30 protein-coding genes are annotated in these 26,261 nt (G+C 71.6%); 14 read left to right on the top strand and 16 right to left on the bottom strand.

The annotated features are described in order from the left end of the window. Nucleotides 1–6 precede the first annotated feature (6 nt). From fchA to ACLBXP_RS11655, 8 genes are all read left to right on the top strand, one after another. Nucleotides 7–633 carry a methenyltetrahydrofolate cyclohydrolase gene (gene fchA / locus ACLBXP_RS11690; RefSeq protein WP_447667828.1) on the top strand — a complete coding sequence of 209 codons (627 nt, stop codon included), beginning with the start codon at nucleotides 7–9 and terminating at the stop codon, nucleotides 631–633. Nucleotides 634–1,053: 420 nt separating this feature from the next. Beyond that, nucleotides 1,054–2,232 carry a malate--CoA ligase subunit beta gene (locus ACLBXP_RS11685; RefSeq protein WP_447667827.1) on the top strand — a complete coding sequence of 393 codons (1,179 nt, stop codon included), beginning with the start codon at nucleotides 1,054–1,056 and terminating at the stop codon, nucleotides 2,230–2,232. 20 nt (nucleotides 2,233–2,252) lie between these two features. Continuing rightward, entirely contained in the window at nucleotides 2,253–3,143 is an 891-nt protein-coding gene (gene sucD, locus ACLBXP_RS11680; protein ID WP_447667826.1) for a succinate--CoA ligase subunit alpha, read from the top strand. Nucleotides 3,144–3,291: 148 nt separating this feature from the next. Continuing rightward, nucleotides 3,292–6,054: a phosphoenolpyruvate carboxylase gene (locus tag ACLBXP_RS11675; RefSeq protein WP_447667825.1), complete on the top strand. Its 2,763-nt coding sequence runs from the start codon at nucleotides 3,292–3,294 to the stop codon at nucleotides 6,052–6,054. 130 nt (nucleotides 6,055–6,184) lie between these two features. Then, the gene (locus ACLBXP_RS11670) at nucleotides 6,185–7,159 is read left to right on the top strand and encodes an HpcH/HpaI aldolase/citrate lyase family protein (protein WP_447667824.1); all 975 of its coding nucleotides are present in this window, start codon (nucleotides 6,185–6,187) and stop codon (nucleotides 7,157–7,159) included. A gap of 175 nt (nucleotides 7,160–7,334) precedes the next feature. Then, on the top strand, nucleotides 7,335–7,622 hold the full coding sequence (locus tag ACLBXP_RS11665) for a hypothetical protein (RefSeq protein ID WP_447667823.1): 288 nt from the start codon (nucleotides 7,335–7,337) through the stop codon (nucleotides 7,620–7,622). A gap of 52 nt (nucleotides 7,623–7,674) precedes the next feature. Beyond that, nucleotides 7,675–8,109, top strand: coding sequence for a GlcG/HbpS family heme-binding protein (locus ACLBXP_RS11660; RefSeq protein ID WP_447667822.1), 435 nt, complete (start codon nucleotides 7,675–7,677; stop codon nucleotides 8,107–8,109). A gap of 108 nt (nucleotides 8,110–8,217) precedes the next feature. Then, nucleotides 8,218–8,394 (top strand): hypothetical protein, encoded by a 177-nt coding sequence (locus ACLBXP_RS11655; RefSeq protein WP_447667821.1) that lies wholly within the window; start codon nucleotides 8,218–8,220, stop codon nucleotides 8,392–8,394. A gap of 27 nt (nucleotides 8,395–8,421) precedes the next feature. On the opposite strand, the gene ACLBXP_RS11650 is transcribed toward ACLBXP_RS11655, so the two are convergent. Next, nucleotides 8,422–8,820, bottom strand: a complete 399-nt coding sequence (locus ACLBXP_RS11650; protein ID WP_447667820.1) for a hypothetical protein — start codon at nucleotides 8,818–8,820, stop codon at nucleotides 8,422–8,424. A gap of 233 nt (nucleotides 8,821–9,053) precedes the next feature. On the opposite strand from ACLBXP_RS11650, the gene ACLBXP_RS11645 reads away from it, so the two are divergent. Beyond that, nucleotides 9,054–9,278 carry a hypothetical protein gene (locus ACLBXP_RS11645; RefSeq protein ID WP_447667819.1) on the top strand — a complete coding sequence of 75 codons (225 nt, stop codon included), beginning with the start codon at nucleotides 9,054–9,056 and terminating at the stop codon, nucleotides 9,276–9,278. 9 nt (nucleotides 9,279–9,287) lie between these two features. On the opposite strand, the gene ACLBXP_RS11640 is transcribed toward ACLBXP_RS11645, so the two are convergent. Further along, nucleotides 9,288–10,166, bottom strand: coding sequence for a formate/nitrite transporter family protein (locus ACLBXP_RS11640; protein ID WP_447667818.1), 879 nt, complete (start codon nucleotides 10,164–10,166; stop codon nucleotides 9,288–9,290). An 11-nt stretch (nucleotides 10,167–10,177) separates the two neighbouring features. Beyond that, complete coding sequence (locus tag ACLBXP_RS11635) at nucleotides 10,178–10,912, bottom strand: competence/damage-inducible protein A (protein ID WP_447667817.1); 735 nt, start codon at nucleotides 10,910–10,912, stop codon at nucleotides 10,178–10,180. Between the two features lie 130 nt (nucleotides 10,913–11,042). Here ACLBXP_RS11635 and sfsA point away from each other — a divergent pair, with 130 nt between their 5' ends. Further along, nucleotides 11,043–11,768, top strand: coding sequence for a DNA/RNA nuclease SfsA (sfsA, locus tag ACLBXP_RS11630; RefSeq protein ID WP_447667816.1), 726 nt, complete (start codon nucleotides 11,043–11,045; stop codon nucleotides 11,766–11,768). A 21-nt stretch (nucleotides 11,769–11,789) separates the two neighbouring features. Here sfsA and ACLBXP_RS11625 read toward each other — a convergent pair whose 3' ends face one another. Continuing rightward, nucleotides 11,790–12,620 carry an FkbM family methyltransferase gene (locus tag ACLBXP_RS11625; RefSeq protein WP_447667815.1) on the bottom strand — a complete coding sequence of 277 codons (831 nt, stop codon included), beginning with the start codon at nucleotides 12,618–12,620 and terminating at the stop codon, nucleotides 11,790–11,792. Nucleotides 12,621–12,710: 90 nt separating this feature from the next. Between ACLBXP_RS11625 and ACLBXP_RS11620 the strand changes: the two genes are divergently transcribed. Further along, nucleotides 12,711–13,475, top strand: coding sequence for an alpha/beta fold hydrolase (locus ACLBXP_RS11620; RefSeq protein ID WP_447667814.1), 765 nt, complete (start codon nucleotides 12,711–12,713; stop codon nucleotides 13,473–13,475). Between the two features lie 37 nt (nucleotides 13,476–13,512). Here ACLBXP_RS11620 and ACLBXP_RS11615 read toward each other — a convergent pair whose 3' ends face one another. The 9 genes from ACLBXP_RS11615 to ACLBXP_RS11575 all read right to left on the bottom strand — a co-directional run bounded on the left by ACLBXP_RS11615 (nucleotide 13,513) and on the right by ACLBXP_RS11575 (nucleotide 19,463). Further along, nucleotides 13,513–14,274, bottom strand: a complete 762-nt coding sequence (locus ACLBXP_RS11615; RefSeq protein ID WP_447668037.1) for an ABC transporter permease — start codon at nucleotides 14,272–14,274, stop codon at nucleotides 13,513–13,515. A gap of 8 nt (nucleotides 14,275–14,282) precedes the next feature. Further along, nucleotides 14,283–15,215 carry an ABC transporter ATP-binding protein gene (locus tag ACLBXP_RS11610; protein WP_447667813.1) on the bottom strand — a complete coding sequence of 311 codons (933 nt, stop codon included), beginning with the start codon at nucleotides 15,213–15,215 and terminating at the stop codon, nucleotides 14,283–14,285. A gap of 102 nt (nucleotides 15,216–15,317) precedes the next feature. Next, nucleotides 15,318–15,803: a F0F1 ATP synthase subunit B family protein gene (locus ACLBXP_RS11605; RefSeq protein ID WP_447668036.1), complete on the bottom strand. Its 486-nt coding sequence runs from the start codon at nucleotides 15,801–15,803 to the stop codon at nucleotides 15,318–15,320. Between the two features lie 18 nt (nucleotides 15,804–15,821). Continuing rightward, nucleotides 15,822–16,403, bottom strand: coding sequence for a F0F1 ATP synthase subunit B family protein (locus ACLBXP_RS11600; RefSeq protein ID WP_447667812.1), 582 nt, complete (start codon nucleotides 16,401–16,403; stop codon nucleotides 15,822–15,824). Nucleotides 16,404–16,521: 118 nt separating this feature from the next. After that, nucleotides 16,522–16,749 (bottom strand): F0F1 ATP synthase subunit C, encoded by a 228-nt coding sequence (locus ACLBXP_RS11595; RefSeq protein ID WP_007566773.1) that lies wholly within the window; start codon nucleotides 16,747–16,749, stop codon nucleotides 16,522–16,524. Between the two features lie 56 nt (nucleotides 16,750–16,805). Further along, a complete protein-coding gene (locus ACLBXP_RS11590; protein WP_447667811.1) occupies nucleotides 16,806–17,561 on the bottom strand; it encodes a F0F1 ATP synthase subunit A in 756 nt (251 codons plus the stop codon). 88 nt (nucleotides 17,562–17,649) lie between these two features. Further along, nucleotides 17,650–18,042, bottom strand: coding sequence for an AtpZ/AtpI family protein (locus tag ACLBXP_RS11585; RefSeq protein WP_447667810.1), 393 nt, complete (start codon nucleotides 18,040–18,042; stop codon nucleotides 17,650–17,652). Nucleotides 18,043–18,230: 188 nt separating this feature from the next. Then, nucleotides 18,231–18,884: a thioredoxin domain-containing protein gene (locus ACLBXP_RS11580; RefSeq protein ID WP_447667809.1), complete on the bottom strand. Its 654-nt coding sequence runs from the start codon at nucleotides 18,882–18,884 to the stop codon at nucleotides 18,231–18,233. 84 nt (nucleotides 18,885–18,968) lie between these two features. Next, nucleotides 18,969–19,463, bottom strand: coding sequence for a DUF721 domain-containing protein (locus ACLBXP_RS11575; protein WP_447667808.1), 495 nt, complete (start codon nucleotides 19,461–19,463; stop codon nucleotides 18,969–18,971). 127 nt (nucleotides 19,464–19,590) lie between these two features. Between ACLBXP_RS11575 and mutY the strand changes: the two genes are divergently transcribed. Continuing rightward, complete coding sequence (gene mutY / locus ACLBXP_RS11570; protein ID WP_447667807.1) at nucleotides 19,591–20,940, top strand: A/G-specific adenine glycosylase; 1,350 nt, start codon at nucleotides 19,591–19,593, stop codon at nucleotides 20,938–20,940. Nucleotides 20,941–20,952: 12 nt separating this feature from the next. Here the strand turns inward: mutY and ACLBXP_RS11565 are convergent, their stop codons facing one another. Next, nucleotides 20,953–21,879: a class I SAM-dependent methyltransferase gene (locus ACLBXP_RS11565; RefSeq protein WP_447667806.1), complete on the bottom strand. Its 927-nt coding sequence runs from the start codon at nucleotides 21,877–21,879 to the stop codon at nucleotides 20,953–20,955. A gap of 264 nt (nucleotides 21,880–22,143) precedes the next feature. Between ACLBXP_RS11565 and ACLBXP_RS11560 the strand changes: the two genes are divergently transcribed. Together ACLBXP_RS11560 and ACLBXP_RS11555 are read left to right on the top strand one after the other, a co-directional pair. Further along, nucleotides 22,144–22,809 carry a serine O-acetyltransferase gene (locus ACLBXP_RS11560; RefSeq protein ID WP_447667805.1) on the top strand — a complete coding sequence of 222 codons (666 nt, stop codon included), beginning with the start codon at nucleotides 22,144–22,146 and terminating at the stop codon, nucleotides 22,807–22,809. Nucleotides 22,810–23,015: 206 nt separating this feature from the next. Further along, nucleotides 23,016–23,396 carry a hypothetical protein gene (locus ACLBXP_RS11555; RefSeq protein WP_447667804.1) on the top strand — a complete coding sequence of 127 codons (381 nt, stop codon included), beginning with the start codon at nucleotides 23,016–23,018 and terminating at the stop codon, nucleotides 23,394–23,396. Nucleotides 23,397–23,651: 255 nt separating this feature from the next. On the opposite strand, the gene ACLBXP_RS11550 is transcribed toward ACLBXP_RS11555, so the two are convergent. Together ACLBXP_RS11550 and ACLBXP_RS11545 are read right to left on the bottom strand one after the other, a co-directional pair. Then, nucleotides 23,652–24,011 (bottom strand): STAS/SEC14 domain-containing protein, encoded by a 360-nt coding sequence (locus ACLBXP_RS11550; protein ID WP_447667803.1) that lies wholly within the window; start codon nucleotides 24,009–24,011, stop codon nucleotides 23,652–23,654. Nucleotides 24,012–24,076: 65 nt separating this feature from the next. After that, nucleotides 24,077–26,233, bottom strand: coding sequence for a primosomal protein N' (locus ACLBXP_RS11545; RefSeq protein WP_447667802.1), 2,157 nt, complete (start codon nucleotides 26,231–26,233; stop codon nucleotides 24,077–24,079). Nucleotides 26,234–26,261: the final 28 nt, after the last annotated feature.

Genomic DNA, 26,261 nt, shown 5'->3' with positions numbered 1-26,261 from the left:
ACCCACATGGCCGAGACCGAGACCATCAAGGCGTTCCTCGACGGGCTCGCGAGCGCGGCCCCGACCCCCGGCGGCGGCGGTGCCGCCGCCATCTCGGGCGCCATGGGCGCCGCGCTGGTGTCGATGGTGTGCAACCTCACCATCGGCAAGAAGAAGTACGTCGAGGTCGAGGGCGAGCTGAAGGAGATCCTCGCCAAGTCCGAGGACCTGCGCCACCAGCTCACGGGCATGATCGCCGACGACGTCGCGGCCTTCGACGCGGTGATGGGCGCCTACGGCCTGCCCAAGGCGAACGACGACGAGAAGGCCGTGCGGGCGGAGCGCATCCAGACCGCCCTCAGGACGGCCACCGACGTGCCGCTCGCCTGCTGCCGGGCCTGCCGGGCGGTGATCGACCTCGCCGAGGTGGTGGCCGACAAGGGCAACCTCAACGTCATCTCGGATGCCGGCGTCGCCGTGCTCTCGGCCCATGCGGGCCTGCGCAGCGCGGCGCTGAACGTCTACGTCAACGCCAAGGGCCTCGACGACCGCGCCTTCGCGGACGAGCGCCTGAGGGAGCTCGAGACGCTCCTGGGCGATGCGGGCCCGCTGAACGAGAAGACCTACGAGGTCGTGAAGGCCAAGGTGACCTGAGCGATCGTGAATCCGGAGCCCGCTGCGCCCGCGCGGCGTGGATCCGACCCACGACCTCATCCTGAGGCGACCGCGCCCGCGGCCCTCGAAGGAGGCCTCCAGATCGAGCGCGGTCCCTGGAGCCCTCCTTCGAGGCTGCTCCGCAGCACCTCAGGATGAGATCGAGGACGGGTGGATCGCCCGAGACGGCCGCCGCTCGCCGGGCTTTGTCCAGGCGATGCCGCCGCGTCCTCGCAGCAACCGCAAGTCCAGCCCGTCTGTATTGATAATAATGCTGCGGCGCACAATACGACGTCACAATGCATTCCCCGCCCTCAAGGCGAACTCAACGAGAATGCAAAAAAATATGAACGGCGCCGCGTCTCCCGAGAACTAAATTTTGGGAGTAGACCAATCGGGGAAACGCCAAGGAGGTCTCAGATGGACGTTCACGAGTATCAAGCCAAAGAGCTGCTCGCGAGCTTCGGCGTCGCCGTGCCGAAGGGCGCCGTCGCCTTCAGCCCCGACCAGGCGGTCTACGCCGCCACCGAGCTCGGCGGCTCGTTCTGGGCCGTGAAGGCGCAGATCCACGCGGGCGCCCGCGGCAAGGCCGGCGGGATCAAGCTCTGCCGCACCTACAACGAGGTACGCGACGCCGCCAAGGACCTCCTCGGCAAGCGCCTCGTCACGATCCAGACCGGCGCCGACGGCAAGCCCGTCCAGCGGGTCTACGTCGAGACCGCCGACCCGTTCGAGCGGGAATTGTACCTCGGCTACGTCCTCGACCGGAAGGCCGAGCGCGTCCGCGTCATCGCGAGCCAGCGCGGCGGCATGGACATCGAGGAGATCGCCGCGAGCGAGCCCGAGGCCCTGATCCAGGTGGTGGTGGAGCCGGCGGTCGGCCTGCAGCAGTTCCAGGCCCGCGAGATCGCCTTCCAGCTCGGCCTCAACATCAAGCAGGTCTCGGCCGCCGTGAAGACGATCATGAACGCCTACCGGGCGTTCCGCGACTGCGACGGCACCATGCTGGAGATCAACCCCCTCGTCGTCACCAAGGACGACCGGGTGCTGGCGCTCGACGCCAAGATGAGCTTCGACGACAACGCCATGTTCCGTCGCCGCAACATCGCGGACATGCACGACCCCTCCCAGGGGGACCCCCGCGAGGCCCAGGCCGCCGAGCACAACCTCAGCTACATTGGCCTCGAGGGCGAGATCGGCTGCATCGTCAACGGCGCCGGCCTCGCCATGGCGACCATGGACATGATCAAGCACGCGGGCGGCGAGCCGGCGAACTTCCTCGACGTCGGCGGCGGCGCCTCGCCGGACCGGGTCGCCACCGCCTTCCGGCTGGTGCTCTCCGACCGCAACGTGAAGGCGATCCTCGTCAACATCTTCGCGGGCATCAACCGCTGCGACTGGGTGGCCGAGGGCGTCGTGAAGGCGGCGCGCGAGGTGGAGATCGACGTGCCGCTGGTGGTGCGCCTCGCCGGCACGAACGTGGAGGCCGGGCAGAAGATCCTCTCCGAGAGCGGGCTCGACCTCATCACGGCCGAGACCCTGTCGGAGGCCGCGCGCAAGGCCGTCGAGGCCTGCGACGGCGCCAAGGCCCACAGCTGAGATCCGGGGAGAGACGCGTCATGAGCATTCTGATCGACGAGAAGACCCCGATCATCGTCCAGGGCATCACGGGCGATAAGGGCACCTTCCACGCCAAGGAGATGATCGCCTACGGCTCGAACGTCGTCGGCGGCGTCACCCCCGGCAAGGGCGGCAAGACCCACGTGGGCGTGCCGGTGTTCAACACCGTGAAGGACGCGGTGCGCGAGACCGGCGCCACCACCTCGATCACCTTCGTGGCCCCGCCCTTCGCGGCGGACGCCATCATGGAGGCGGCCGATGCCGGGCTGCGGCTGATCTGCTCCATCACCGACGGCATCCCGGCCCAGGACATGATGCGGGTGAAGCGCTACCTGATGCGCTACCCCAAGGACCGCCGCTCGATGGTGGTCGGCCCGAACTGCGCCGGCATCATCTCGCCCGGCAAGTCGATGCTCGGGATCATGCCCGGCCACATCTACCTCAAGGGCAATGTCGGCGTGATCTCGCGCTCCGGGACGCTCGGCTACGAGGCCGCCTCGCAGATGAAGGCCCACGGCATCGGCATCTCGACCTCGGTCGGCATCGGCGGCGACCCGATCAACGGCTCGTCCTTCCTCGACCACCTCACCCTGTTCGAGCAGGACCCCGACACGCACGCGGTGCTGATGATCGGCGAGATCGGCGGCCCGCAGGAGGCCGAGGCCTCGGCCTGGATCAAGGAGAACATGACGAAGCCCGTCATCGGCTTCGTGGCCGGGCTGACCGCCCCGAAGGGCCGCCGCATGGGCCATGCCGGCGCCATCATCTCCGCCACCGGCGACAGCGCCGCCGAGAAGGCCGAGATCATGCGCTCCTACGGGCTCACCGTGGCGCCGGATCCGGGCTCCTTCGGCGACACCGTCGCCGAGGTGCTGAAGCGCGCGGCCTGAGCCGCCTCGACCCGTCCGTCCCCTCTCGCCCGAGAGGGGGCCCGGGGCGCTGCCGGCGGGTTCGCCGCCCTCCCGCCGCCGCCGCCTCCTGCCTCCTCCCCGCAACGGGGAGGGGGGTCCCGTCGCGCCATGTCGCGGGAGCCGTTCGATGACCCTGACCCTACACGCCTCGCCGGGCCACGCCGCCGACACCGCCTTCGCGCCGCCGGTCATCACCGGCACCTCGGCCGCGGAGGCCCTCGACATCCTGTTCCACGCCCTGCTCGACGTCGCCCGCCGGCACGAGCCGGAGCTGGAGGCCGTGCTGCACGGCCGCGCCAACATCTCGGACTTCACCCCCGAGATGCTCGCCCGCGCCCTGCAGGTGCAGGGCATCTGGTTCCAGCTCCTCTCGATCGCCGAGCAGAACGCCGCCATGCGCCGCCGCCGGCACATCGAGCGCACGGAGGGGCGCGCGGCGCTCGGCGGCTCCTTCGCCAAGGTCCTGTCCGAGGCGGTGGAGAGCGGCATCAAGGCGCCGCAGATCCACGCCCTGCTGAAGGACCTGCGCATCCGCCCGACCATCACGGCCCACCCCACCGAGGGCAAGCGCGTGACGGTGCTGGAGAAGTTCCGGCGCATCTACCTCGTGCTGCGCGAGCTCGAGATGCCGCGCTGGACCGAGCGCGAGCGCAACGGCCTGATGAACGAGCTGCGCGACCAGATCGAGCTCGTCTGGATGACGGGCGAGCTGCACCTCGAGAAGGCAACCGTCGAGCGCGAGGTCGCCTGGGGCCTGCACTTCTTCGACGAGACCCTGTTCGAGATGCTGCCCGAGGTGCTGTACTCGCTGGAGGAGAGCCTCGCGCAGTACTTCCCCGACGAGACCTTCGAGGTGCCGCCCTTCTTCCAGTTCGGCTCATGGATCGGCGGCGACCGCGACGGCAACCCCTACGTCACCGCGAGCGTCACCCGCGAGACCCTGCAGCGCAACGCCCTCGCGTCGCTGCGCCGCTACCGGGAGGGCGTGACCAACCTCGGCCGCACCCTCTCGCTCACGGAGCGCTCGCTGCCGGTGCCCGAGAGTTTCCGGACCGCGCTCGCGCACCTGCTGGCCGAGAGCGGCGACGGCCGCGCCATCGCGGGCCGCAACCCCGGCGAGGCCTACCGCCAGTTCCTCACCTGCATCCTGCGGAAGCTCGACGCGACGATCCTGCGCAACGAGGGCGGGCGCCCGACGGGCCCGGACTACCCGAGCGCGGACGGGCTCATCAACGACCTGCGCACGCTGGAGAAGGGCCTCGCCGACGCGAAGTGCGGCTCCCTCGCCACGGACCTCGTGCGCCCGGTCCGCCGGATGGTCGAGATCTTCCGCTTCTCCACGGTGCGGCTCGACCTGCGCGAGAACACGACCCGCACCACCCAGACCCTGCAGGCGCTCTGGCGCCAGCAGAACGGGGCGAACCGGGAGCCGCCGGCCGTCGACGCCCCGGCCTGGAAGGACTGGCTGCTGGCCGAGCTCGCCCGGCCCCGCGACCCGGACCGCAGCTTCGACGACCTTCCGGACGAGGCACGCGAGACCCTCGACACCTTTGCGCTGGTCGGCGAGATGCGCGACACCCTGGACCGCGAGGCGTTCGGGGCCTTCATCCTGTCCATGACCCGCTCGGTCGCGGACGTGCTCGGCGCCTACCTCCTCGCCAAGGAGGCCGGCATCTACCTCGACAGCGCCGGCACCGAGATCTGCCCGCTGCCGATCGTGCCCCTGTTCGAGACGATCGACGACCTGCGCGCCGCGCCCCTCATCATGAAGGAGCTGATCGCGATCCCGGTGGTGCGCCGCTCCACCCGCTGGCAGGGCGGCGTGCAGGAGGTGATGATCGGCTACTCGGATTCGAACAAGGACGGCGGCTTCGTCGCCTCGAACTGGGAGCTCTACAAGGCGCAGGCGAAGCTCACGACGCTCGGCAAGCACGCGGGCGTGCCGATCGCCTTCTTCCACGGGCGCGGCGGCTCGGTGAGCCGCGGCGGCGTGCCGACGAACCGGGGCATCGCGGCCCAGCCGCCGGGCTCCATCAACGGGCGCTTCCGCACGACCGAGCAGGGCGAGGTCGTGTCGTTCAAGTACGCCAACCGGGGCACCGCCGCCTACCAGATGGAGCTCCTCGCCGCCTCGGTCTTCGACCACGCGCTCCAGAGCGAGCAGCAGACGCAAGGCCTGCCCCGCAACGAGTTCGACGACGCACTGGAGGCCCTGTCGGGCGCCTCGCGGGCGGCCTACGTCAACCTGATCCAGCGCGACGGGCTCGTCACCTATTTCCAGGCCGCGAGCCCGCTCGACGAGATCGCGCTCCTCAACATCGGCTCGCGTCCGGCCCGCCGCTTCGGCGCGCGCTCGCTCAGCGACCTGCGGGCGATCCCGTGGGTGTTCGCCTGGTCGCAGAACCGGCACGTCATCACTGGGTGGTACGGGGTCGGCTCCGGCCTGCAGAGCTTCCTGGAGGTGCGCGGCGAGGCCGGCGAGGCGCTGCTCCGGCGCATGTTCCGGGATTGCCGGGTCTTCCGCCTGATCATCGACGAGGTCGAGAAGACCCTGCTCATGGTCGACCTCGAGATCGCCCGCGACTACGCGGGCCTCGTGGCCGACGAGGCGGTGCGGCAGGACATCTTCGGGATGATCGAGGCGGAGTACGCGCTCACCCGCGAGATGGTGCTGCGGGTGAGCGGCGGCGCCGAGCTCGGCGAGCGGGCGCCGCTGTTCCGCGACCGGCTGCAGGGGCGGCTCCCCACCATCAACCAGGTGAGCCGCGAGCAGGTGGAGCTCCTGCGCCGCTACCGCGGGGAGACCGACGAGGACCGGCGCGAGGCCGTGAAGTCGGCCCTCCTCCTGTCGATCAACTGCATCGCCGTCGGCTTCGGCGCGACGGGGTGACCGAGACGAACCGCCGGCCCTGTCTCGCGGGGCCTGCGGGGGCACGTTGTAACGGGTCCACCCCGCGGACTAGCTGCCGCGGGGCGCACCCATAGATACGGTCGCGACGACCGCAGAGGAAGGAACGCGCATGAGCTTCACCCTGATCCAGCAGGCCAAGGCCCGCCTGCATCGCTCGGAACTGGCGGTTCCGGGCTCGAACCCGACCTTCATGGAGAAGGCCACGAGCTCGGCCGCCGACGTCATCTTCCTCGACCTCGAGGACGCGGTGGCGCCCGACGACAAGGAGAAGGCCCGCACCAACATCATCCAGGCGCTCAACGACCTGGATTGGGGCAGCAAGACCATGATGATCCGCATCAATGGTCTCGACACCCACTACATGTACCGCGACGTGGTCGACATCGTCGAAGCCTGTCCGCGCCTCGACATGATCCTGATCCCCAAGGTCGGCGTGCCGCAGGACGTCTACGCCATCGACGTGCTGGTGACGCAGATCGAGCAGGCCAAGAAGCGCGACAAGGCGCTGGGCTTCGAGGTGCTGATCGAGACGGCGCTCGGCATGGCCAACGTCGAGGCGATCGCCCAGTCCTCCAAGCGCCTGGAGGCTATGTCCTTCGGCGTCGCCGACTACGCGGCCTCGACGCGCGCCCGCTCGACGGTGATCGGCGGCGTGAACGCCGACTACAGCGTGCTCACCGACAAGGACGAGTCCGGCGGCCGCCAGACCCACTGGCAGGACCCGTGGCTGTTCGCCCAGAACCGCATGCTGGTGGCCTGCCGCGCCTACGGCCTGCGCCCGATCGACGGCCCGTTCGGCGACTTCTCGGATCCGGACGGCTACGTCTCGGCCGCCAAGCGCTGCGCGGCGCTCGGCTTCGAGGGCAAGTGGGCGATCCACCCGAGCCAGATCGACCTTGCGAACCAGGTCTTCACCCCCTCCGAGGCCGAGGTCACCAAGGCCCGCCGCATCCTCGAGGCGATGGAGGAGGCCGCCAAGGCCGGCCGTGGCGCCGTCTCCCTCGACGGCCGCCTCATCGACATCGCCTCGATCCGCATGGCCGAGGCGCTGATCGAGAAGGCCGACGCGATGTCGGCCAAGTAGGACGCTGCCGAGTAGGACGCTGCCAAGTAGGACGCGGCCAAGCAGGACCTCACCCCGCCCCCGGCCCGTTGCGGCCCGGGGGCGGCCCGGCGCATGCTCTCGGCTCGTCGCCGCCGCACCCTGGGCCGCCGCACCCCCGGCCGCCGCCCGCGGGCGGCCTGCCCGGGAGCCGCCCATGACGTTCACAGCCGTCGATCCCCTCGTCGCCGCCGGCGTCCTCGTGGCGACCGGCGTCACCGACGCGGCCTACGTGTTCTTCAATGCGGCGGTGGGCGCGCGCCAGCGCGTGCGGGCCGCGAACTGGAGCGCGATCTGGTACCTGCTCTCGGCCTTCGCCGTCATCAGCTACACGCAGAACGCCCTCTACGTGATGTTCGCGGCGCTCGGGTCCTGGCTCGGCGCCTACGCCTCCGTCACCTGGCTCGCCCGCGGCCCCGAGGCCGGAACCGGCCGCCATCCCTAGCCCTTCCATCCCCGTCGCGCTGGTGCGACGCAGAAGTTCGAGGAGTCCTGCCATGCACGTCACGATCGAAGATGCGCACAAGGCCATCGAGGCGGCCCGCGCCAAAGCGGTCGAACTCGACACGCAGATGTGCATCGCAGTGGTCGATTCCGGCGGCAATCTGAAGGCGTTCTATCGGATGGACGATGCCTGGGTCGGCTCCATCGACATCGCCCAGAAGAAGGCCAAGACCTCCGTGTTCTTCGGCATGATGACCGGCCAGATCGGCAAGCTCTCGCAGCCCGGCGGCTCGCTCTACGGCATCGAGCACTCGAACGACGGCCTGATCACCTTCCCGGGCGGCATCCCGATCGTCGACGCGGACGGCGTGATGTCCGGGGCCATTGGGGTCAGCGGCTCGACGGTCGAGAACGACCACGCGGTGGCGGAGGCCGGCGCCCGGGCGATCGGCACCACCGAGCTGCCCGCGCATCCCTGGCGCACCTGATTCCCGGCTCGTCCCGGCGCCGGGAGAACGGAGGGCGGACAACCGATGGTTAAGCATCCCGGCCTATCACGGCGGGGTGAGGCATCGAGGCCTGCCAGGGGAGCGCCGATGAACCGGGAACAACTCGCCGACGCGCTGCGCCGCCTCGTCGCCACCCAGGTCGAGGACATCGAGCGGGCGGTGAGGGACGGCCACAAGACCATCGCGCTGAACGAGCTGGCGGACCTCAACCGCCAGCTCAAGGCCTTCGCGGCAGCGCTCAAGAAGGCGCCGGCCCGGGCCTGAGCCGGGCCGAGCCGGCGGGGCGAGCCGCTACCAGCGCGGGCCCTCCCAGTGCCGGCGGGGCGGCACGTCCTCCGGCGGGAGCGGCGGCCCGAAGTGATCGGCGAAGTGACCGCGGCGGAAGCGCGGGCCGTCCCCGAAGCCCGGATGCTCGTCGCAGACGCGGACGCGCCGAACCACCTCCTCGCCGTCGATATCGATCCGCCGCTTCACGAACGTCCGGCAGGCGTCCGGCGGCGCCTCGAAGCGGGGCCCCGCGGTGAAGCGGGGCGGATAGGCCGGCTCGGGCGGGGGCGGGGGCGGGGGGCGCTCGTCGAACGCCTCGACGTCCGGTCGCGGCGGATAGGAACCGTCGAAGTCGGCGGCGCTCGCCGGGACGGCGAGGAACGCCAGCCCCGCGACGGCGGCGAGACGGAGGATGAGGGGCACGGCCGGCACCTTGTCGCTCTCGCGCAGCCGGCGGGATGCGCGGCTGCGGATCGGCGGGAAGACTGCGCCACCGATCCTGAACCGCGGCAGCCGCCGCGCGTCGGCCGGCGTTCATGCGGACGGCGGTCCGGGACCCGGCTGGCTGGGGACATGTCTGCTGCAACCTGACGAACCCTTGACCGAACCATCGCGACCGTGGCGTGTTCATGCTTTGTTCGAAAGCAGGACGAGTCATGCCTCCGCAGCCCAGCGCCGCCGCGTCGCACGCCCCGATGGTCGAGGCGATCGCGGCCGCCTACCTGGAGGCGGCGGCCGGCGATCCGCGGCTCGCGATGCGGCGGATCATCGAGGACGCCCTGACGGACCTCTGCGAGGCCGAGCGGCGCACCCTGCGGCGCGACCGCCTGATCTCCCACGGCTACGTGCGCGGCTCGCCGGAGCGGGCGGCGGAGCCCTGAAGCGCCGGTTCAGTCCCGCGCCTCGCCTTCCATGTCCTTGTTCTCCATGTCCTTGTTCTCCTCGACCTGCGGGGCGACCTGGCCGAAGTTCAGGACCGCCACCAGGGTGACGCCGCCGAAGACGTTGCCGAGGAGCGTCGGCAGGAAGAAGCGCAGCATGTAGTCCGCGAGCGTCGCAGCGCCGGTGGCCACGAGGTAGAACCCCTCCACCGAGCCGGCGATGACGTGGGCGAGGCCGCACATCGAGACGAGCCAGGTCATCAGGATGATGACGAAGCTCGCGGCCTGGCCGGTGGCCGGCAGGATCCAGACCATGAGGGCGATGATCCAGCCCGCGAAGATCGCCTTCACGAACGTCGTCCAGAACGGGAAGGCGATGGCGTGGTGGCTGATCTCCGCGAAGGCGGCCTTCACGCCCGGCTCGAACGCCTCCGAGCGCGCGAGCACGAGGGCGATGGCGGCGGTGGCCAGCACGTTCCCGGCGAGCACGATCAGCCACAGCCGCAGCACCCGCAGGCCGGTCTTCACCGAGCGGTCGTGCAGCAGCGGCAGGATCGGCGTGATGGTGTTCTCGGTGAAGAGCTGCTGGCGCCCCATCACGACGACGAGGAAGCCCACCGCGTAGCCCATGCTGACGACGAGCTTCGCCCACTCGGTGTCGGGCAGGTGCGCCTTCAGCACGCCCGGCACGATCAGCGAGAGGGCGATGGAGAGGCCGGCCGAGAGCGCCGACAGGAACAGCGCGCCGCCGTGCCGGCGCAACTCCACGTCGCCGTCGTGGCGGATGACCTCGTGCAGGATGTAGGCGTCCGGCCGCCGGATGTCGTCGATGGCCTCGACGAGCTCGTCGTGCTCCGACCGCCGGTCGGCCTCGTTCTTCTGCGCCATTGATGTCCGCCTCAGGCCCGCAGGCGCGCGACCAGGGCCTCGACCTCGGCGCGGGCCGCATCGACCGCCGCCCCGTCCTTGCCCCGCACCACGATGCGGTTGCGGAAGCCCTCCTGCGTCATCGAGGGGTAGGAGCCGATCGACACGGAGGCGTGCCGGCCGGCGATCGCGGAGAGGTCCGCGGCGTAGTTGCCCTCCGGCACGTTGCCGGCCTCGACGGTCTCCGAGAGCATCTTCGCCCCGGTGGCGAGGCCCGGCCCGATCGCGTCGAGCATGGCCTGCATGATCGCCGGCACACCGGCCATGACGAAGACGTTGCCGATGCGGAAGCCCGGCGCCTTCGAGATCGGGTTGGGGATCAGGTCGGCCCCGTCCGGGATCCGGGCCATGCGCAGGCGGGCCGCGTTGAGGTCCTCGGGCTTGTGGCGCTCGAGCAGCATCGCCTTCGCGCGCGGGTCGACGTCGATGCCGACCCCGAAGGCCTCGGCCACGCAATCCGCCGTGATGTCGTCGTGAGTCGGCCCGATGCCGCCGGTGGTGAACAGGTAGGTGTTGCGGGCCCGCAGGGCGTTCACGGCCTCGACGATGGCGGGCGCCTCGTCGGGCACGATCCGGACCTCCTTGAGGTCGATGCCGACCGCCGTGAGGTAGTCCGCGATGGTGCCGATGTTCCGGTCCTTGGTCCGCCCGGAGAGGATCTCGTCCCCGATGACGAGGACGGCGGCGGTGACGGGCTCTGTGCTCATGGGGATCCGGATCGGGGGGTGTCGCTGGAAGGTAGGGCGCGCGCCCCGCCGCGCCACCGCCGTCCCTCTGGCGGACGCCGCCGGCGCGGCCTATGGCGGGCGGTCCGCGACCGCTCAAGCCCGGTGCCCCATGCAGCTCGCCGCGCCCCTCGTCGAGGGGCGACTCCTGCGCCGCTACAAGCGTTTCCTCGCCGACGTCGCCCTGGCGGACGGCAGCGAGGTCACGGCCCATTGCGCGAATCCCGGGGCGATGATGGGCCTCCTCGCCCCGGGGAGCCGGGTCCTCCTGTCCCGCGCGGCGAGCCCGACGCGCAAGCTCCCCTATTCCTGGGAGTTCGTGGAGGCCGAGCTGCCCGGCGGCCCGCAATGGGTCGGCATCAACACGATGCGGCCGAACGCCCTCGTGGCCGAGGCCTTTCGCGAAGGCCGCCTCTCCCCGCTCGCGGGCTACGAGAGCCTGCGGCCGGAGGTGGCCTACGGCCGGGCGAGCCGGGTCGATTTCCTCGCGACGGGCGGGGGCCTGCCGCCCTGCCACGTCGAGGTCAAGAACTGCCACCTGCTGCGCCGCGTGGCGCTCGCCGAGTTCCCCGACTGCACCGCGGCGCGCAGCGCCCGCCACATGGACGAGCTCGCCCGGGTCGTGGCCGAGGGCGGCCGCGCCGTGCTGATCGTGGTGATCCAGATGCGGGCCGAGGCCTTCGACGTCGCCCGCGACATCGACCCGGCCTTCGACCGGGCTTTCCAGGCGGCCCGCGCCGCGGGCGTCGCGGTCCACGCCTACCGCTGCCGGATCGACCCGGCGGCCGGCACGGTGGCGATCGACGATGCCGTGCCGGTCCTCGGCGCGCCGGCTTGAGAGACCTGCGCGCTCGGCCGATCAGGCGTTCCGCTCGAACACGAGGTTGAGGCGCGAGCGGGCGATCTCGCGGTAGCCGTGGGTCGCGAGGAGGCCCGGCAGGTCGAGCTGCCACTGGTCGGTGCCGTTCTCGACGAGCAGCAGCCGCGGCAGCAGGGAGGCGGGGGCCTCGCGCAGGAAGGGCTCGAGGATCAGGTCCTCGGCGCCCTCCACGTCGAGCTTGACCGCGTCGATGCGCTCGATCCCCTCGCTCGTGCAGAGCTGCAGCAGGGTGACGGCCGGGACCTTGATCCGCGCGCCCTCGTTGGTGCCGACGATCTTCAGGCTCGATTCGCCCCGGTTGCGGGGATCGATGAACAGGGTCAGCTCGCCCGCCTTGTCGGCCACCGCGCAGGCCAGGGCCTTGACGGTGTGGAACGGGTTCTGGGCGATGTTGTAGGTCAGGCGGTCGAACACGTCGGGCTGCGGCTCCACCGCCAGCACCCGGGCGCGGGGCCCCGCGAAGGCCGCGACGAACAGCGCGTAGGCGCCGATATTGGCCCCGATGTCGAGGAACACGCTCTCGGGCCCGAGCTTGCCGCGCAGCAGCGCGCGCTCCTCGGGGTCGAAGAACTGCGGGGTGAAGAGCACCTTCTTCTCGCAGTTGTTGTTGTAGGGGTGCAGCCGCATCCGCGCGCCGTAGCGCTCCACGTCGAGGGGGCGGCCGCGCAGGAGCGAGATCGCGATCCGGCGCAGGAACAGGGCGAGGCGCCGGCCGCGCCAGCTGCCGGCCGGGATCCGCCCCGTGCGCTCGGTGATGCGCGCGACGAGGCCGGTGGGGGCGTAGGTGCCGAAGGGGCGTGAATCCGTCATCGCGCGGCGTGATGCCAGCCAAGCCCTTCCGCCGCAAGCATTCCGGCACTATGCGGGGTCAATCCAGGGACTGACCGGGGCGACGACGGGATGCAGAGCTTCGATTCGGACGGCGTGCGCATCGCCTACATCGACGTGCCGGCGAAGGCGGGCGGCGGCGATCCGGTGCTGCTCATCCACGGCTTCGCCTCGAACCACGCGGTCAACTGGGTCAACACCACCTGGGTCCGCACGCTGACGGAGGCCGGCTACCGCGCGATCGCCCTCGACAACCGCGGCCACGGCGAGAGCGAGAAGCTCTATGACCCCGCCGCCTACTCCTCCGAGGCGATGGCGGGCGACGCGGTCCGCCTCCTCGACCATCTCGGCATCGGGCGGGCCGACGTGATGGGCTACTCGATGGGCGCGCGCATCAGCGCGTTCATCGCCCTCGATCACCCGGAGCGGGTGCGCTCGGTCCTCATCGGCGGCCTCGGCATGCACCTCGTGGAGGGCCGCGGCCTGCCGGCCGGCATCGCGGAGGCGCTGGAGGCGCCCGCCGGCACCCCCGCCCCGAACCCGACCGCGGCGGCCTTCCGCACCTTCGCGGAGCAGACCCGCAGCGACCTGCGGGCGCTCGCCGCCTGCATGCGGGGCTCGCGCCAGACCCTCTCGCGGGCGGAGGTCTCGCAGATCGAGGCGCCGACGCTCGTCTCGGTGGGCACCCTCGACACGGTGGCGGGCTCCGGCCCGGCGCTGGCGGCCCTGATGCCCGACGCCCGCGCCCTCGAGATCGAGGGCCGCGACCACAGCACCGCGGTCGGCGCCCGGCCGCACCGGGAGGGCGTGCTGGCCTTCCTCGCCGCGCGGGCCTGAAGCCCCCACGGCCGCCCCCAGGCCGGGACGGCCCGCCTCAGCTCTTCAGCCGGTAGCCCGTGCGGAAGATCCAGGTGACGAGGCCGAGGCAGATCGCCAGGAACAGGCCCGTCATGGCGAGGCTGACGCCGAGGCTCACGTCGGCCGTCCCGAAGAAGCTCCAGCGGAAGCCGCTGATCAGGTAGACGACCGGGTTCGCGAGGCTCACCGTGCGCCAGAACGGCGGCAGCATCTCGATGGCGTAGAAGCTGCCGCCCAGGAAGGTGAGCGGCGTGACGATGAGGAGCGGCACGAGCTGCAGCTTCTCGAACCCGTCCGCCCACAGCCCGATGACGAAGCCGAACAGGCTGAAGGTCACGGCGGTGAGCAAGAGGAAGGCGATCATCCAGACCGGGTGCTCGATGCGCAGCGGCACGAACAGCGCCGAGGTCGCCAGGATGATCAGCCCGATCAGGATCGACTTCGAGGCCGCCGCGCCGACGTAGCCGAGCACTACCTCCACGGGCGAGATCGGCGCCGAGAGGATCTCGTAGATCGTGCCGGCGAAGCGCGGGAAGTAGATGCCGAAGGAGGCGTTGGCGATGCTCTGCGTCAGCAGCGAGAGCATGATCAGCCCCGGCACGATGAACAGGCCGTAGGGCACCCCGTCGACCGCGGTCACGCGCGAGCCGATCGCGGCGCCGAAGACGACGAAGTACAGGGAGGTGGAGATGACCGGCGCGAGGATGCTCTGCATCGCCGTGCGCCAGAAGCGGGCCATCTCGAAGCCGTAGATGGCGCGGATCGCGGGCCAGTTCATGGGTCGGCTCATGGGTCGGCGCGCTCCCGCACGAGGTCGACGAAGATGTCCTCCAGCGAGCTCTGGCGGGTGCTGAGGTCGCTGAAGCGGATGCCGGCGGCGGACAGGTCCGTGAGGAGCCGGGTGATGCCGGTGCGCGCGGCGCGGGTGTCGTAGGTGTAGGTCAGGCGGCCGCCGTCCGCCGCGCGCTCCAGGCCGTAGCCGGCGAGCGAGTCCGGCACCGCGTCGAGCGGCTCCGTGAGCTGCAGGGTGAGCTGCTTGGCGCCGAGCTTGCGCATCAGCTCGGCCTTCTCCTCCACCAGGATGATCTCGCCGCGGCGGATCACGCCCACCCGGTCGGCCATCTCCTCGGCCTCCTCGATGTAGTGGGTCGTGAGGATGACGGTGACGCCCGTCTCGCGCAGCCGCCGGACGAGGGCCCACATGTCCTGGCGCAGCGCCACGTCGACGCCGGCGGTCGGCTCGTCGAGGAACAGGATCTGGGGCTCGTGGCTCAGGGCCTTCGCGATCAGAACCCGCCGCTTCATGCCGCCCGACAGCGTCATGATGCGGCTGTCCCGCTTCTCCCAGAGCGAGAGGTCGCGCAGCACCCGCTCGATGTGGCCCGGATCCTTGGGCAGGCCGAACAGGCCGCGGGTGAAGCTGACGGTGTCCCAGACGGTCTCGAAGGCGTCGGTCGTCAGCTCCTGGGGCACGAGGCCGATGATGCGCCGGGCGGCGCGGTAGTCGGTGGCGATGTCGTGGCCGTCAGCCACCACCCGGCCGGTGCTCGGCGTGACGATGCCGCAGATGATGTTGATCAGGGTCGACTTGCCGGCCCCGTTCGGGCCGAGCAGGGCGAAGATCTCGCCCCGGGCGATGTCGAGGTTCACGTCGCGCAGCGCGGCATGCCCCGAGGCGTAGGTCTTCGAGAGGTTCGAGACCGCGATGATCGGCGCCATGGCGTCTCCGGAATGCCCAGCGGGCCGTCCCCGTGGCGGGGGCCGGCCCTCGGAACGAAAAAGCCGCCCGGAGGCGGCTCTCTCACGGCGGTGTCGGGCCGCTCAGGCCCGGAGGCGCGTGCGGACCTCGCCGAGGCTGCGGCGAACCAGGTTCTCCGCGGTCTCGCCCTGCATGCGCTCGCGCAAGATGGTCTCGGAGACGCGCACGGCGGCCTCCGCGGCGGCGGCGCGGACCTGGGCCTGCGCCTGGGCCTCGGCCTGGGCGATCTTGGTCTCGGCCGCCTTGGTGCGGCGGGCCACGAAGTCGTTCAGGCGCTGGTGGCCTTCGGCGGCGGCGCGCTCGGCCTCCTCGCGGGCGCCCGCGACGATGGCCTCGGCCTCGCGCTCGGCCTCGGTGCGGCGGCGCTTGTAGTCGGCCAGCACGGCGGCGGCCTCCTCGCGCAGGCGGCGGGCCTCGTCGAGCTCGTGGCGGACGCGCTTCGCGCGCCCGTCGAGCCCCTTGGTCATCATGCCGAAGCCGCCGACCTTCCAGACGATGGCCATGAAGACCACGAAGGCGACCGCGACCCAGAATTCAGCCGTGAGCAGCATGGAAGCGGGTCTCCGTCAGTGCGCGGTCGCGGCGCGGTCGAGCGCCCGGTCCAGGGTGGCGGCGTCGGGGGCCTGCCCGGTGAGGCGCTCGACGATCGCCGCGGCGGTCTCGCCCGCGATGGTGCGGACGTTGCCCATGGCCTCGTCGGTGCGGGCCCGGATCGTCGCCTCGGAGGCGGCGAGCTTCTGGTTCAGCTCGGCCTCGAGGGACTTGCGCTTGGTCTCGGCCTCGGCGGAGAGCGCGGTGCGGGTCTCCTGCGCGATGTCGCGGGCCTTGCCCTGGGCCTCGCGCAGGGAGGTCTCGTAGGCGACGCCGGCGGCGTCGGCCTCGGCTTTCATGCGCTGGGCCTCGTCGAGGTCGGCCGAGAGGCGGCCGGCGCGCTCGTGCAGGATCGCCTGGATCCGCGGCAGCGCGACCTTGTCCATGAGGTAGTAGAGGAGCCCGAACGCCAGCGCGAGCCAGATCAGCTGCGACAGGAAGGTGTGGGTCTCGAAGGGCGGGAAGGCGGCGCCGTGCGGGGCGGCCTGCTCGGTATGCGCCCCGACATGGGTGTCGGCATTGGGCGAGGGATGGGTGAGGGGGTTGGGCTGCGCCATGGCCTCGTCCGTCTGATCCAAAAAAGGAGCGCCCCGTGTCCCGGAGCGCTCACCCGTGGCTTGCCGGCGGCAGGTGCCGCCGCCCTCCCCAAGCCGGTGCCGGGGAGGGCCGTCCGCCTCAGACGGCGAAGAGCAGGAGGAGCGCGATCAGCAGCGAGAAGATGCCGAGCGCCTCCGTCAGCGCGAAGCCGAGGAGCAGGGTGGCGCGCTGGCCGTCGGCCGCGGAGGGGTTGCGAAGGGCGCCGGCAAGGAACTGACCGAACAGGTTGCCGAGGCCGATGCCGGCGCCGGCCATGCCGAGGCAGGCGAGACCGGCACCGATGTACTTCGCAGCGACGGGATCCATGAGTAACTCCTAGGTGGTTCTTTAAGCGATGGTTCGCGGCGGGAAGGAGCCGGCCGTCAGTGGCCGGGGTGAAGGGCGTCGTTGAGGTAGATCGCCGTCAACGTCGCGAAGACGTAGGCCTGGAGGGCCGCCACGAGGAACTCGAGGGCCGTGAGCGCGATCGTGAGGAACAGCGGGAGGGGCGATAGCACGCTCCAGGCGCCGGCGAGAAGGAGCTGGACCACGAAGAACGCGAAGATCTTCATCGCGATGTGGCCGGCCAGCACGTTGGCGAAGAGACGGACCGAGAGGCTGATCGGCCGCGAGATGAACGAGATCACCTCGATCGGTACCAGGATCGCCAGCAGCGGCTTGGGCACGCCCGAGGGCACGAACAGGCCGAAGAAGTGGGCGCCGTGCTTCATCACGCCGTAGATCACGACCACGCTGATCACCAGGGCGGCGAGGCCGAAGGTGACGATGAGGTGGCTCGTCACCGCGAAGGCGTAGGGGATCATCCCGAACAGGTTCAGGATCAGGACGAACATGAACAGGGAGAACACCAGCGGCATGAAGCGCCGGCCCTCGTCGCCGGTGGCCTGGTGCACGGTGTCGGCGATGAACTCGTAGAAGACCTCGGCCAGGGACTGCATCCGGCCCGGCACGACCGAGCGGCCGGCGGTCGCCACGATGGTGATCAGCGCGATCACGCCGACGGCGGCGAACATGTAGAGCGCCGACTGGGTGAACGCGATCTGCTGGTTGCCGATATGGCCCAGCGAGACGAGCGGCTTGAGCTCGAACTGGTGGATCGGGTCGATGCTGACCGCCATTCTCTGCTTCCGCCCTTGCCCGTATGCCTCGGCCAGGCGGCACCGGGGATGATCCCCGATCCGCCGCCCCTCGGATCCCCGTTCGCGCTCACGACCCCTGCCCGCGGTCCTGCGGGCCGTCCCGTCCGGCACGCTGCCCGGCAAAGCCCGAGGCGCGCATCACGTTGTAGACGCCCGCGACGAAGCCCAGCATCAGGAACACGATCAGGCCCCAGGGCTTCGCACCCGTGAGATGATCGAAGATCCAGCCGAGGATTCCCCCCGCGATCACGCCCGCGACGAACTCCGTGGAGAGCGTCATCGCTTGCCCGAGCGGGGATGGTCCGGCGGACGGCCCGGAACGCGTCGACGGGTCGGAGGAGGCCGGCGGCCGCTTCCGGTCGATCTGCGTCTCGAGACGTCGGAGCCTCGCGGAGAGATCGCTGTCCGGCGTCGATCCCCGTTCTCCCTCCCCCTCGTCCTTCGCGTCGTTGCCGCTCACGGCGATAACTCACATTGGCGAGAGTGATGGAACCGGCTGGATCGCCCCCTTCAAGCGCGGCGCACCATAGTTTCGCCCACCTTGGGTGTCAAGGCAGCCGAAACGCACCTTAACGCATTGATTTTGCTTGATAATTCGCGTTCCGGCGCGATTGCGCCGAAACCTTCCGGCACGGAGATTCCGAAGGGTCAGGCGCCGAGGATCGGCTTGATCACCTTCTCCATCCCCTCGACCGTCATCTCGCCCTTGTAGCGCTCGCCGTTGATGAAGAACGTCGGGGTGGAATCGACCTTGAAGGTGTCGAGGCCCCGCTGCTTCACGGCGTTGACGCCGGCGTAGAGCTTCTGGTCCTTCAGGCAGGCCTCGAACTTCTCCTTCGAGAAGCCGGCCTGGCGCAGCATCTGCTCCAGGGCGTCGACGGGCGATTGCGGCTTCTGCACGTAGGCCCAGGCCTGCTGCTGGTCGAACAGCAGGTCGGTGATCGGGTAGTACTTCGCGTCGCCGTCGCAGCGGGCGAGCATGAAGGCCGCGGTGGCGAGCGGATCGAGGGGGAACTCGCGCAGCGTGAAGCGCACCTTGCCGGTGTCGATGTAGCGCTCCTTGAGCGTCGGCCAGGTCTGGCGGTGGAAGGCCGCGCAGTGCGAGCAGGTCATCGAGGCGTACTCGATGATCGTGACCTTCGCGTCCGCGGGCCCGAGCCAGACGTCGCCGAGGGGGCCCGGCTGCATCAGGGCGGCGACGTTCTCGCTCTGCGCCAGCGCGGACAGCGACAGCCTCGGCAGGAGCACCGCGGCCCCGAGGGCGGCACCGGTATACTTCAGGGCATCGCGTCGCGTGATCATGGGGGCGGGCTCCGCTGACGTACTTCCTTCGCCGGTTGCGGTAGAGTTTCGCGCGCACCCTGGCAAGGCGCGGATCCCGCGGCGTTATCGCTTCGGGGGCGCGGGGCTGCCGGCCACCACCGCGGTGCCGAGGCGGTCGAGGGCGTCGCGCAGGGCGTCGTCCGCGACGCGCGAGACCGCGAGCGCCACCTCGCCCCGCCGGGCTGGGTCGAGGGCGGCGGCCTCGGCCCGGCGGCCCGGCCGGGCCATGCGGCCCTGCTGCAGCACGAGGCGGTGGATGCACGCCCAGCCGTAATGCGCGTTGATGCGCTCGATCACCACGGGCGCGAGGTGCTGCAGCTCGACCGCGAACACGCCCTCGACGCGCACCACCAGGGTGCCCGAATCGGGCCGCCCGTCGCCGTCCCGGCGCCGGCGGCGCGGCCACTCGATGCGCGAGGGCTGCGCGTAGCGGGCGAGCCGCGCGCCGACGATGTCGGGCCAGGCCGCGAGGATGTCGGTGGAGGCGAAGCCCTGCGCCGCGAAGGCGGGGCCGATGCAGCCCTCGATGAGCTCGGCCAGGGGTTTGACGCGCGCCATGGTGTGCGGGACGGCTCCGGACGGGATTGGCGGCCATCATAGCCGAACCCGCGCCCGCGGGGGAGCGCCACCAGACCATCACCCGAGCGCTTTGAAGGGCCTGTGGCTGAGGCTATGGACAAGCCGCATGTCCGCCCGCCCGCCCGCCCGCATGTCCCTTCCCGAAGGTCCGACGCCCCGGGCCGCCGACCTCCTCGCCTGGTACGACCGGCACCGCCGCGTGCTGCCCTGGCGGGCGCTGCCCGGCGAGCGGCCCGACCCCTACCGGGTCTGGCTCTCCGAGGTGATGCTGCAGCAGACCACCATCGCGGCGGTGAAGCCCTATTACGCGCGCTTCCTCGAGCGCTTCCCCGACGTGGCGGCGCTGGCCGGGGCGCCCGAGGAAGCGGTGATGAGCGCCTGGGCAGGCCTCGGCTACTATTCCCGGGCGCGCAACCTCCACGCCTGCGCCAAGGCGGTGGCGGCGGCCGGCGCCTTCCCGGACACGCTGGAGGGCCTGCGCCGGCTGCCCGGCATCGGCGCCTACACGGCCGGCGCCATCGCGGCGATCGCCTTCGACCGGGCGGAGGCGGCGGTCGACGGCAACGTGGAGCGCGTCGTCAGCCGGGCCTACGCGGTGGAGGCGCCGCTGCCCGGCGCGCGGGCCGAGATCCGGCGGCTGACGCAGGCGCTGGTGCCGGCCGAGCGGCCGGGGGACTTCGCGCAGGCCGTGATGGACCTCGGCGCCACCCTGTGCACACCGAAGCGCCCCGCCTGCGCCCTGTGCCCCTGGATGGCCCCGTGCCAAGCCCGCGCGCAGGGGCTGCAGGAGACGTTCCCGCGCAAGCTCAAGGCGGTGAAGGGCGCGCTGCGCCGGGGGGCGGCCTTCGTGGTGCTGCGGGCCGGCGACGAGGCCGTGCTGCTGCGGACCCGGTTGCCCGGCGGCCTCCTCGGCGCCATGGCGGAGCCGCCGATGAGCCCCTGGGAGCCCGATTACGACCCGGCCCGGGCCCTCCTCGATGCGCCCCTCGACGCACGCTGGAAGCGCCTGCCGGGCCTCGTGCGGCACGGCTTCACGCACTTTCCCCTGGAGCTGACGGTGTTCCTCGCCCGGGTCGGGCTGACCTGCGCGGCGCCGGAGGGAATGCGCTTCACCCCCCGCCGGGACCTCGCCGAGGAGCCGCTGCCGGGCCTGATGCGCAAGGTGCTGGCGCACGCCCTCGACCCGCAGCCGGAGGCCCCGAAGCGGCCGGCGGGGCGGCCCGCCAGGGCGCGCGAGCCCGCGCCCGTCCCGCTCTTCGCCGAGCCCGAGGCGCCGCCGCCCCCGCCCGAGCCGCGGTTCCGGCCGGTGCCGAAGCCCGGGCCGCGGGCGGTTGCGCCGCCCCCCGCCGAGAGCTTCGACGACGAGGCCCCGTCCGAGGCTCCGTCCGAGGCCCCTCCGGCGCCCGCCCGCAAATCCAGCGCCAAGCCCGCCCGCCCGCGCGCGGGCCGGCGCTGACGGGGCGAGCCCTTAACCTGGGCCGGTCATCTCGAACCAGAACGAGGCGCCGGGCTTGCGGGTGTCGTTCGCGTAGTGGAACGGGATCGGCGGGCGGCCGTCCCGACCGGCGAAGATCGCGCGGACCCGGGCGCCGAGGGCCTCGTCCGCGCAGAGGTAGGAGACCGGGGCCAGCACCCGGAAGGGCGGCCGGCCGAACAGCATCATCGCGGCGAGCAGGTACTGCTCGTTGTAGAGCCGCGCGTTCCACTCCGGCGGGTAGTCGTCCGGCAGGAAGATGTCGTGGATCTGCACGATGACGCCGGGCTTCAGCCGCGGCAGCACCTCGAAGAAGAACACCGTCACGTCGGAGTTCGGGAAGGCCCGGTGCGAGCCGTCGAAGAACAGGACGTCGCCGGCTTCCAGGGTGTCGAACAGCTCGAGGTCGCAGGCCTCCAGCGGCGCGCGCACGACCCGGTCGCAGATGTGGTCGATCTCGGCCCGGGGCATCGGGTCGACGGAGACGATCCGGGTGTCGAGGCCGAGCCGGTCGATGGTCCGGCGCGCGAAGCAGGTCGACTGGCCGGATCCGATCTCTAGGTAGCGCGCCGGCCGGCGCGACCCGAGGATCGTCATCAGCGCCGCCCCGTCGAGGGCGGTGAACCAGGTGTTGTTCCAGCACGGGCTGCTCGGCTCGCCCGCCGGCCGCTCGTGGGGCACCCCGTGGATCAGGTCGGCATGCGCGGCGAGGTCGTCCAGGAAGGCCTCGTAGCCGGGGCGCTCGGCCTCCAGCACCGCCCGCAGCATCGCGTGGGGCCGGCTGCCCGGCTGCCAGCGGGGGCGCGGCGAGACCGGGTAGTAGTCGTGGACCGTGTGGCTCCAGCAGAACGCGTCCTTGCTGGCGCGGAAGACGTCGAGGCCAGCCTGCCGGCCGGCGCGCCTGATCAGGCTGTTGAGCATCGAAAACTCCCTCCCGGCCGGTGCGGCGAACCCGCCGCCGGTCCTCTGATCCGTGCGGCCGTCGCCCCAAAAAGACAACTCAGAATTGTACTGATAGGGCCCGCCCCCAGGCCTCGCCAGCCGTCCCGGCGGGATGTCCCCGCTATCGACACCGGGCGGCGATCTTCGCCATCTTAGGGTTAGCGATTCGGCATAAGCGGAGGCAGCGGGGTCCCTTGATCGCTCTGTGGTTGTATGATGCGCGCCGAAGACGGGATCCGCACCATGACCCTCAGAACCGCACCCCGCCCCGCGCCGGACGCCCTGGCGGACGAGACCGCCGCCCACGGCGCGATGTCGCAGCCCGCGCCGCAATCTCAGCCGGCGACCCTTCAGCGCACGACCTGGGCCGTCACGCGCGACGCCCTGCGGGCGGACCGGGCCCACTGGCAGCGCCGCTGCGAGACGCGGGGCGGCCTCACCTGGGTGCACCGCGGCTACCAGGCGGTGTGGATCTACCGCCTCTCCCGCTACGCGCACGAGCGCGGCTGGCGCGGCGCGGCCTGGTTCCTCTGGATCGCCAACCTGTGGCTGACGGGCGCCGACATCGTGCCTTCGAGCCGGATCGCGGGCGGCCTGTTCCTGCCCCACCCGCAGGGGACGATCATCGCGGGGGCGGTGGGGCGCGACGTGGTGTTCGGCCTCAACGCGCGGATCGGCGGCCTCTACAAGGCGCCCGACCGGGACATCGGGGGCGGGCCGGGGCTCCCGGTCGTCGGCGACGGCGCGGTGCTGGAGGCGGCGGTGCTGGTGCTCGGCGCCGTGCGCATCGGCGACCGGGCCCATGTCGGCCCGGGTTGCATCGTTCTGAAGGATGTCGCGGCCGATGCCGTGGTCGAAGCACAGGATGGGCGCGAGGACACGCCGGCCGCCGGCAGGTCGAGAGCCTGATCCGCGCCTAAAGCCAAGGCTCTATGCCCAAGCTTCGAGTCCGCGGACCTATCCCTGAGTTGTCGGCCGGCGGTCATATTCTTGCCGCTTCGATCGATCATCTGTAGAAGATCTTCACACGCCCCGGGAATTCGATCCCGCCCGGTCGGTCGCGCGAACGGCGCGCCCGGCCGCTCCGTCCACGCGTGTCATGGGGGTTCTGCCTGATGTCGAAGTTCGTCACGATCTGCGCACTCCTTGCCGGCCTGGCGACGCCGGCCGTCTCCGCGGAGCAGCGCAGCTTCAACGGCACATGGTCGGTGGAGCTCGTGACCGAGAGCGGCGTCTGCGACGCGCATTACCGCTACTCCCTCGCCGTGCAGGAGGGGCGCATCAGCCTCGCCTCGGCCGAGGACGGCGCGCGGGTGAGCGGCCGGGTCGCGCCGGACGGCACGGTCGGCCTCAGCGTCTCGAACGGCACCGCGAGCGGCGCGGCCTCGGGCCGGCTGCAGGCGCAGGGCGGCTCCGGCACCTGGAAGGTCTCGGCCCTCTGCTCCGGCCGCTGGACCGCCCGCCGCCATGCGACCCGCACCGCCCAGGCGGAGTAGAGGGGGGCGGCCCCCGGCCGGGGGCTTCGAAGGCAGGTTCCAGGACTCGTGCGGGGGCTGGAGGGCTCCTTCGAGGCTTCGCTTCGCTGCGCACCTCAGGATGAGGTCGCGGGTGGGAGGCACCTCGACACGCGGCAGGTCCCATCCACCCACCTCATCCTGAGGTGCCCCCGCAAGGGGGCCTCGAAGGAGCCTTCCAGGGATCGCGCGGGATCTGGAACCCGCCATCGCGGCTCGTCGAGCCGAACCGGCGCCTCAGGCCGCCGCGAGCCAGCTCCGTGCCTCGTCGAGGCGGGACCGCTCGAAGACCTTGATCTGGGCCGGCGAGACGAAGTTGAAGGTCTCGGCCAGGACCTTGAGCCACTGGGCATCGGTCACCAGGGCGACGTGGCTGACGCTCTTCATCATCGAGAGGCCGAAGCGCGGGTCCTTGAAGAAGGCGGCGGGCTCCATGCCCTGGAAGGCGCGGATGTCCTCGAGGAGCTTCAGCTTGCCGCCCGTCTCCAGGTCGGCCTTCATCGCCGCCATGACGGTGTTCATCTCCTCGTCGGTGATCTGGCCGTCCACCACGATCTCGGCGACGTTCGAGTCCGGCTTCTTCGTGTAGCTCAGCACGTGCGAGGCTCCTCTCTCGGTCCGTGCAACGGACCGGTCGGGCGCAGCTTACGGGAGAACCGGCCTCACAGAAAGCTCTGCGGGTCGACGTCGACCGTCACCTTCACGTTGCCCCGCACCTTGGGCCCGCGGGCGAGCCAGTCGCGCAGGTAGCCCTGCAGGTCGACGCCGCGCTCGGTCTTCACGAGGAGGCGGAAGCGCCAGCGGCCGCGGATCAGGGCCAGCGGCGCCTCGGCGGGGCCGAGCACCATCACGCCGGCGGGCGGCTCGGCGGCCCGGGCCAGCGCCTGCCCGTGGGCCTCGGCCACCTCCCGCTCGTTGGCCGAGACGATGAGCGCCGCGAGCCGGCCGAAGGGCGGCAGGCCGGCCGCCTCGCGGGCGGCGATCTCCTCCTCGTAGAACCGCTCGGCATTGCCCGAGAGCAGCGCCGCGATGACGGGGTGATCGGGCTGGTAGGTCTGCACCAGCGCCCGGCCCGGCCGCTCGCCGCGCCCGGCGCGGCCGGTGACCTGCTGCAGGAGCTGGAAGGTCCGCTCGGCCGCCCGCGGGTCGCCCGAGGTCAGGCCGATATCGGCGTCGAGCACGCCCACCAGGGTCAGGTGCGGGAAGTTGTGGCCCTTGGCGACGAGCTGCGTGCCGACGACGATGTCGCACTCGCCCGCCGCCACCGCCTCCAGCTCCGCCCGCAGGCGCTCGGCGCCGCCGGGGAAGTCGCTCGACAGCACGATGATGCGCTTGTCGGGGAAAAGCTCCGTAACCTCCTCGGCGATGCGCTCGACGCCGGGGCCGCAGGGGGTCAGGTTGTCGAAGGTGCCGCACTCGACGCAGGCCTCCGGGCGGCGCTCGGCATAGCCGCAATGGTGGCAGACGAGGGCGCGGCGGAAGCGGTGCTCCACGAGCCAGGTCGAGCAGTTGCGGCACTGGTAGCGGTGGCCGCAGGCCCGGCAGAGGGTGAGGGGCGCATAGCCCCGCCGGTTGAGGAACAGCAGCGCTTGCTCGCCGGCCGCGAGGTTGTGCTTCACCGCCGCGACCATCGGGGGCGCCAGGAAGCGGCCGCGCTCCGGCTTGTCGAGGCGCATGTCGATGGCGCGGATGTCCGGCAGGCGCCGCCCCCCGAAGCGCTCCGGCAGGGCCACGTGGCGGTAGCGCCCGCGCTGGGCGTTCACCCGCGTCTCGATGCTGGGCGTCGCCGAGGCCAGCACCACGGCGCAGCTCTCGATCCGCCCCCGCACCACCGCCATGTCGCGGGCATGGTAGTGGACGCCGTCCTCCTGCTTGTAGGCGGATTCGTGCTCCTCATCGACCACGATGAGGCCGAGCCGGGCGAAGGGCAGGAACAGGGCGGAGCGGGCGCCGACCACCACCGAGACCTCTCCGGCGGCCACGGCGCGGCGCAGGCGCTCCCGGCGCTTGCCGCCGATCCCCGAGTGCCAGGTGGCCGGGCGCACGCCGAAGCGCTGCGCGAAGCGGTCGAGGAACTGGGCGGTGAGCGCGATCTCGGGCATCAGGATCAGGGCCTGGCGCCCCGCCCGCACGCAGTCGGCGACCGCCTCGAAGTACACTTCGGTCTTGCCGGAGCCCGTGACGCCCTCGAGCAGCGTCGCCCCGGCCTCTGGCGCCTGCGACAGGGCGGCGGCGGCGGCGGCCTGCGCGGCGGAGAGGGGCACGCGCGGGTGGTCCGGGTCCGGCGGCAGGGCGACGGGCTCGGGCTCCAGCGCCACCGCCTCCAGCGCGCCGTCGTCGATCAGGCCGTCCACCACGCTCAGGGAGACGCCGGCCTCCTTGGCGAGCGCGCTCTTGCCCCGCATCGTCCCGTCGGCGGCCACCGCCAGCACCTTGGTGCGCGCGGGCGTGGCGCGGGCCGGCGGCCGGCCGGTGGCGCGGACGCCGACGCGCGGATTCTCGCGGGCCGCCGCCTCGTCGGGCAGGCGGAGCGTCATGGCGAGCGCCGAGCCCTTGGGCGCCAGGGTGTAGCGGGAGAGCCATTCCACGAGCTGGCGCAAGCCGTCGCCCAGCGGGGGCACGTCGAGGCGGCCGGTGACGGGGCGCAGGTTCGAGCCGCCGGGGCGCTCCGCGACGCCCCAGACCACGCCGATCGTCTCGCGAGGGCCGAGCGGCACCTGCACCACGTCGCCCTCGGCAAGGGTGAGCCCCGCCGGCACGGCGTAGCTGTAGGCCGTGTCGAGGGCGAGGGGGATCAGGATCTCGGCGACGGCGGGCATGGGCTCCGGCAGCGGTGGGGTCCGGCGG

This window comes from Methylobacterium sp. A54F (genome assembly GCF_053346035.1).
The sequence above is the reverse complement of the archived record's forward strand: the minus strand, read 5'-3'. Positions and strand labels throughout refer to the sequence as shown.

Bases quoted from the DNA above. Each gene is read 5' to 3' on its own strand.
- ACLBXP_RS11625 (WP_447667815.1), bottom strand. From the start codon at position 12,620: ATGACGGATTCACGCCCCTTCGGCACCTACGCCCCCACCGGCCTCGTC.
- ACLBXP_RS11675 (WP_447667825.1), top strand. From the start codon at position 3,292: ATGACCCTGACCCTACACGCCTCGCCGGGCCACGCCGCCGACACCGCC.
- ACLBXP_RS11660 (WP_447667822.1), top strand. From the start codon at position 7,675: ATGCACGTCACGATCGAAGATGCGCACAAGGCCATCGAGGCGGCCCGC.
- ACLBXP_RS11685 (WP_447667827.1), top strand. From the start codon at position 1,054: ATGGACGTTCACGAGTATCAAGCCAAAGAGCTGCTCGCGAGCTTCGGC.
- ACLBXP_RS11615 (WP_447668037.1), bottom strand. From the start codon at position 14,274: ATGAACTGGCCCGCGATCCGCGCCATCTACGGCTTCGAGATGGCCCGC.
- ACLBXP_RS11595 (WP_007566773.1), bottom strand. From the start codon at position 16,749: ATGGATCCCGTCGCTGCGAAGTACATCGGTGCCGGTCTCGCCTGCCTC.
- sucD (WP_447667826.1), top strand. From the start codon at position 2,253: ATGAGCATTCTGATCGACGAGAAGACCCCGATCATCGTCCAGGGCATC.
- sfsA (WP_447667816.1), top strand. From the start codon at position 11,043: ATGCAGCTCGCCGCGCCCCTCGTCGAGGGGCGACTCCTGCGCCGCTAC.
- ACLBXP_RS11670 (WP_447667824.1), top strand. From the start codon at position 6,185: ATGAGCTTCACCCTGATCCAGCAGGCCAAGGCCCGCCTGCATCGCTCG.
- ACLBXP_RS11575 (WP_447667808.1), bottom strand. From the start codon at position 19,463: ATGGCGCGCGTCAAACCCCTGGCCGAGCTCATCGAGGGCTGCATCGGC.
- ACLBXP_RS11610 (WP_447667813.1), bottom strand. From the start codon at position 15,215: ATGGCGCCGATCATCGCGGTCTCGAACCTCTCGAAGACCTACGCCTCG.
- ACLBXP_RS11635 (WP_447667817.1), bottom strand. From the start codon at position 10,912: ATGAGCACAGAGCCCGTCACCGCCGCCGTCCTCGTCATCGGGGACGAG.
- ACLBXP_RS11600 (WP_447667812.1), bottom strand. From the start codon at position 16,403: ATGGCGCAGCCCAACCCCCTCACCCATCCCTCGCCCAATGCCGACACC.
- mutY (WP_447667807.1), top strand. From the start codon at position 19,591: ATGTCCGCCCGCCCGCCCGCCCGCATGTCCCTTCCCGAAGGTCCGACG.
- fchA (WP_447667828.1), top strand. From the start codon at position 7: ATGGCCGAGACCGAGACCATCAAGGCGTTCCTCGACGGGCTCGCGAGC.
- ACLBXP_RS11620 (WP_447667814.1), top strand. From the start codon at position 12,711: ATGCAGAGCTTCGATTCGGACGGCGTGCGCATCGCCTACATCGACGTG.
- ACLBXP_RS11565 (WP_447667806.1), bottom strand. From the start codon at position 21,879: ATGCTCAACAGCCTGATCAGGCGCGCCGGCCGGCAGGCTGGCCTCGAC.
- ACLBXP_RS11555 (WP_447667804.1), top strand. From the start codon at position 23,016: ATGTCGAAGTTCGTCACGATCTGCGCACTCCTTGCCGGCCTGGCGACG.
- ACLBXP_RS11645 (WP_447667819.1), top strand. From the start codon at position 9,054: ATGCCTCCGCAGCCCAGCGCCGCCGCGTCGCACGCCCCGATGGTCGAG.
- ACLBXP_RS11640 (WP_447667818.1), bottom strand. From the start codon at position 10,166: ATGGCGCAGAAGAACGAGGCCGACCGGCGGTCGGAGCACGACGAGCTC.
- ACLBXP_RS11665 (WP_447667823.1), top strand. From the start codon at position 7,335: ATGACGTTCACAGCCGTCGATCCCCTCGTCGCCGCCGGCGTCCTCGTG.
- ACLBXP_RS11580 (WP_447667809.1), bottom strand. From the start codon at position 18,884: ATGATCACGCGACGCGATGCCCTGAAGTATACCGGTGCCGCCCTCGGG.
- ACLBXP_RS11655 (WP_447667821.1), top strand. From the start codon at position 8,218: ATGAACCGGGAACAACTCGCCGACGCGCTGCGCCGCCTCGTCGCCACC.
- ACLBXP_RS11560 (WP_447667805.1), top strand. From the start codon at position 22,144: ATGACCCTCAGAACCGCACCCCGCCCCGCGCCGGACGCCCTGGCGGAC.
- ACLBXP_RS11545 (WP_447667802.1), bottom strand. From the start codon at position 26,233: ATGCCCGCCGTCGCCGAGATCCTGATCCCCCTCGCCCTCGACACGGCC.
- ACLBXP_RS11590 (WP_447667811.1), bottom strand. From the start codon at position 17,561: ATGGCGGTCAGCATCGACCCGATCCACCAGTTCGAGCTCAAGCCGCTC.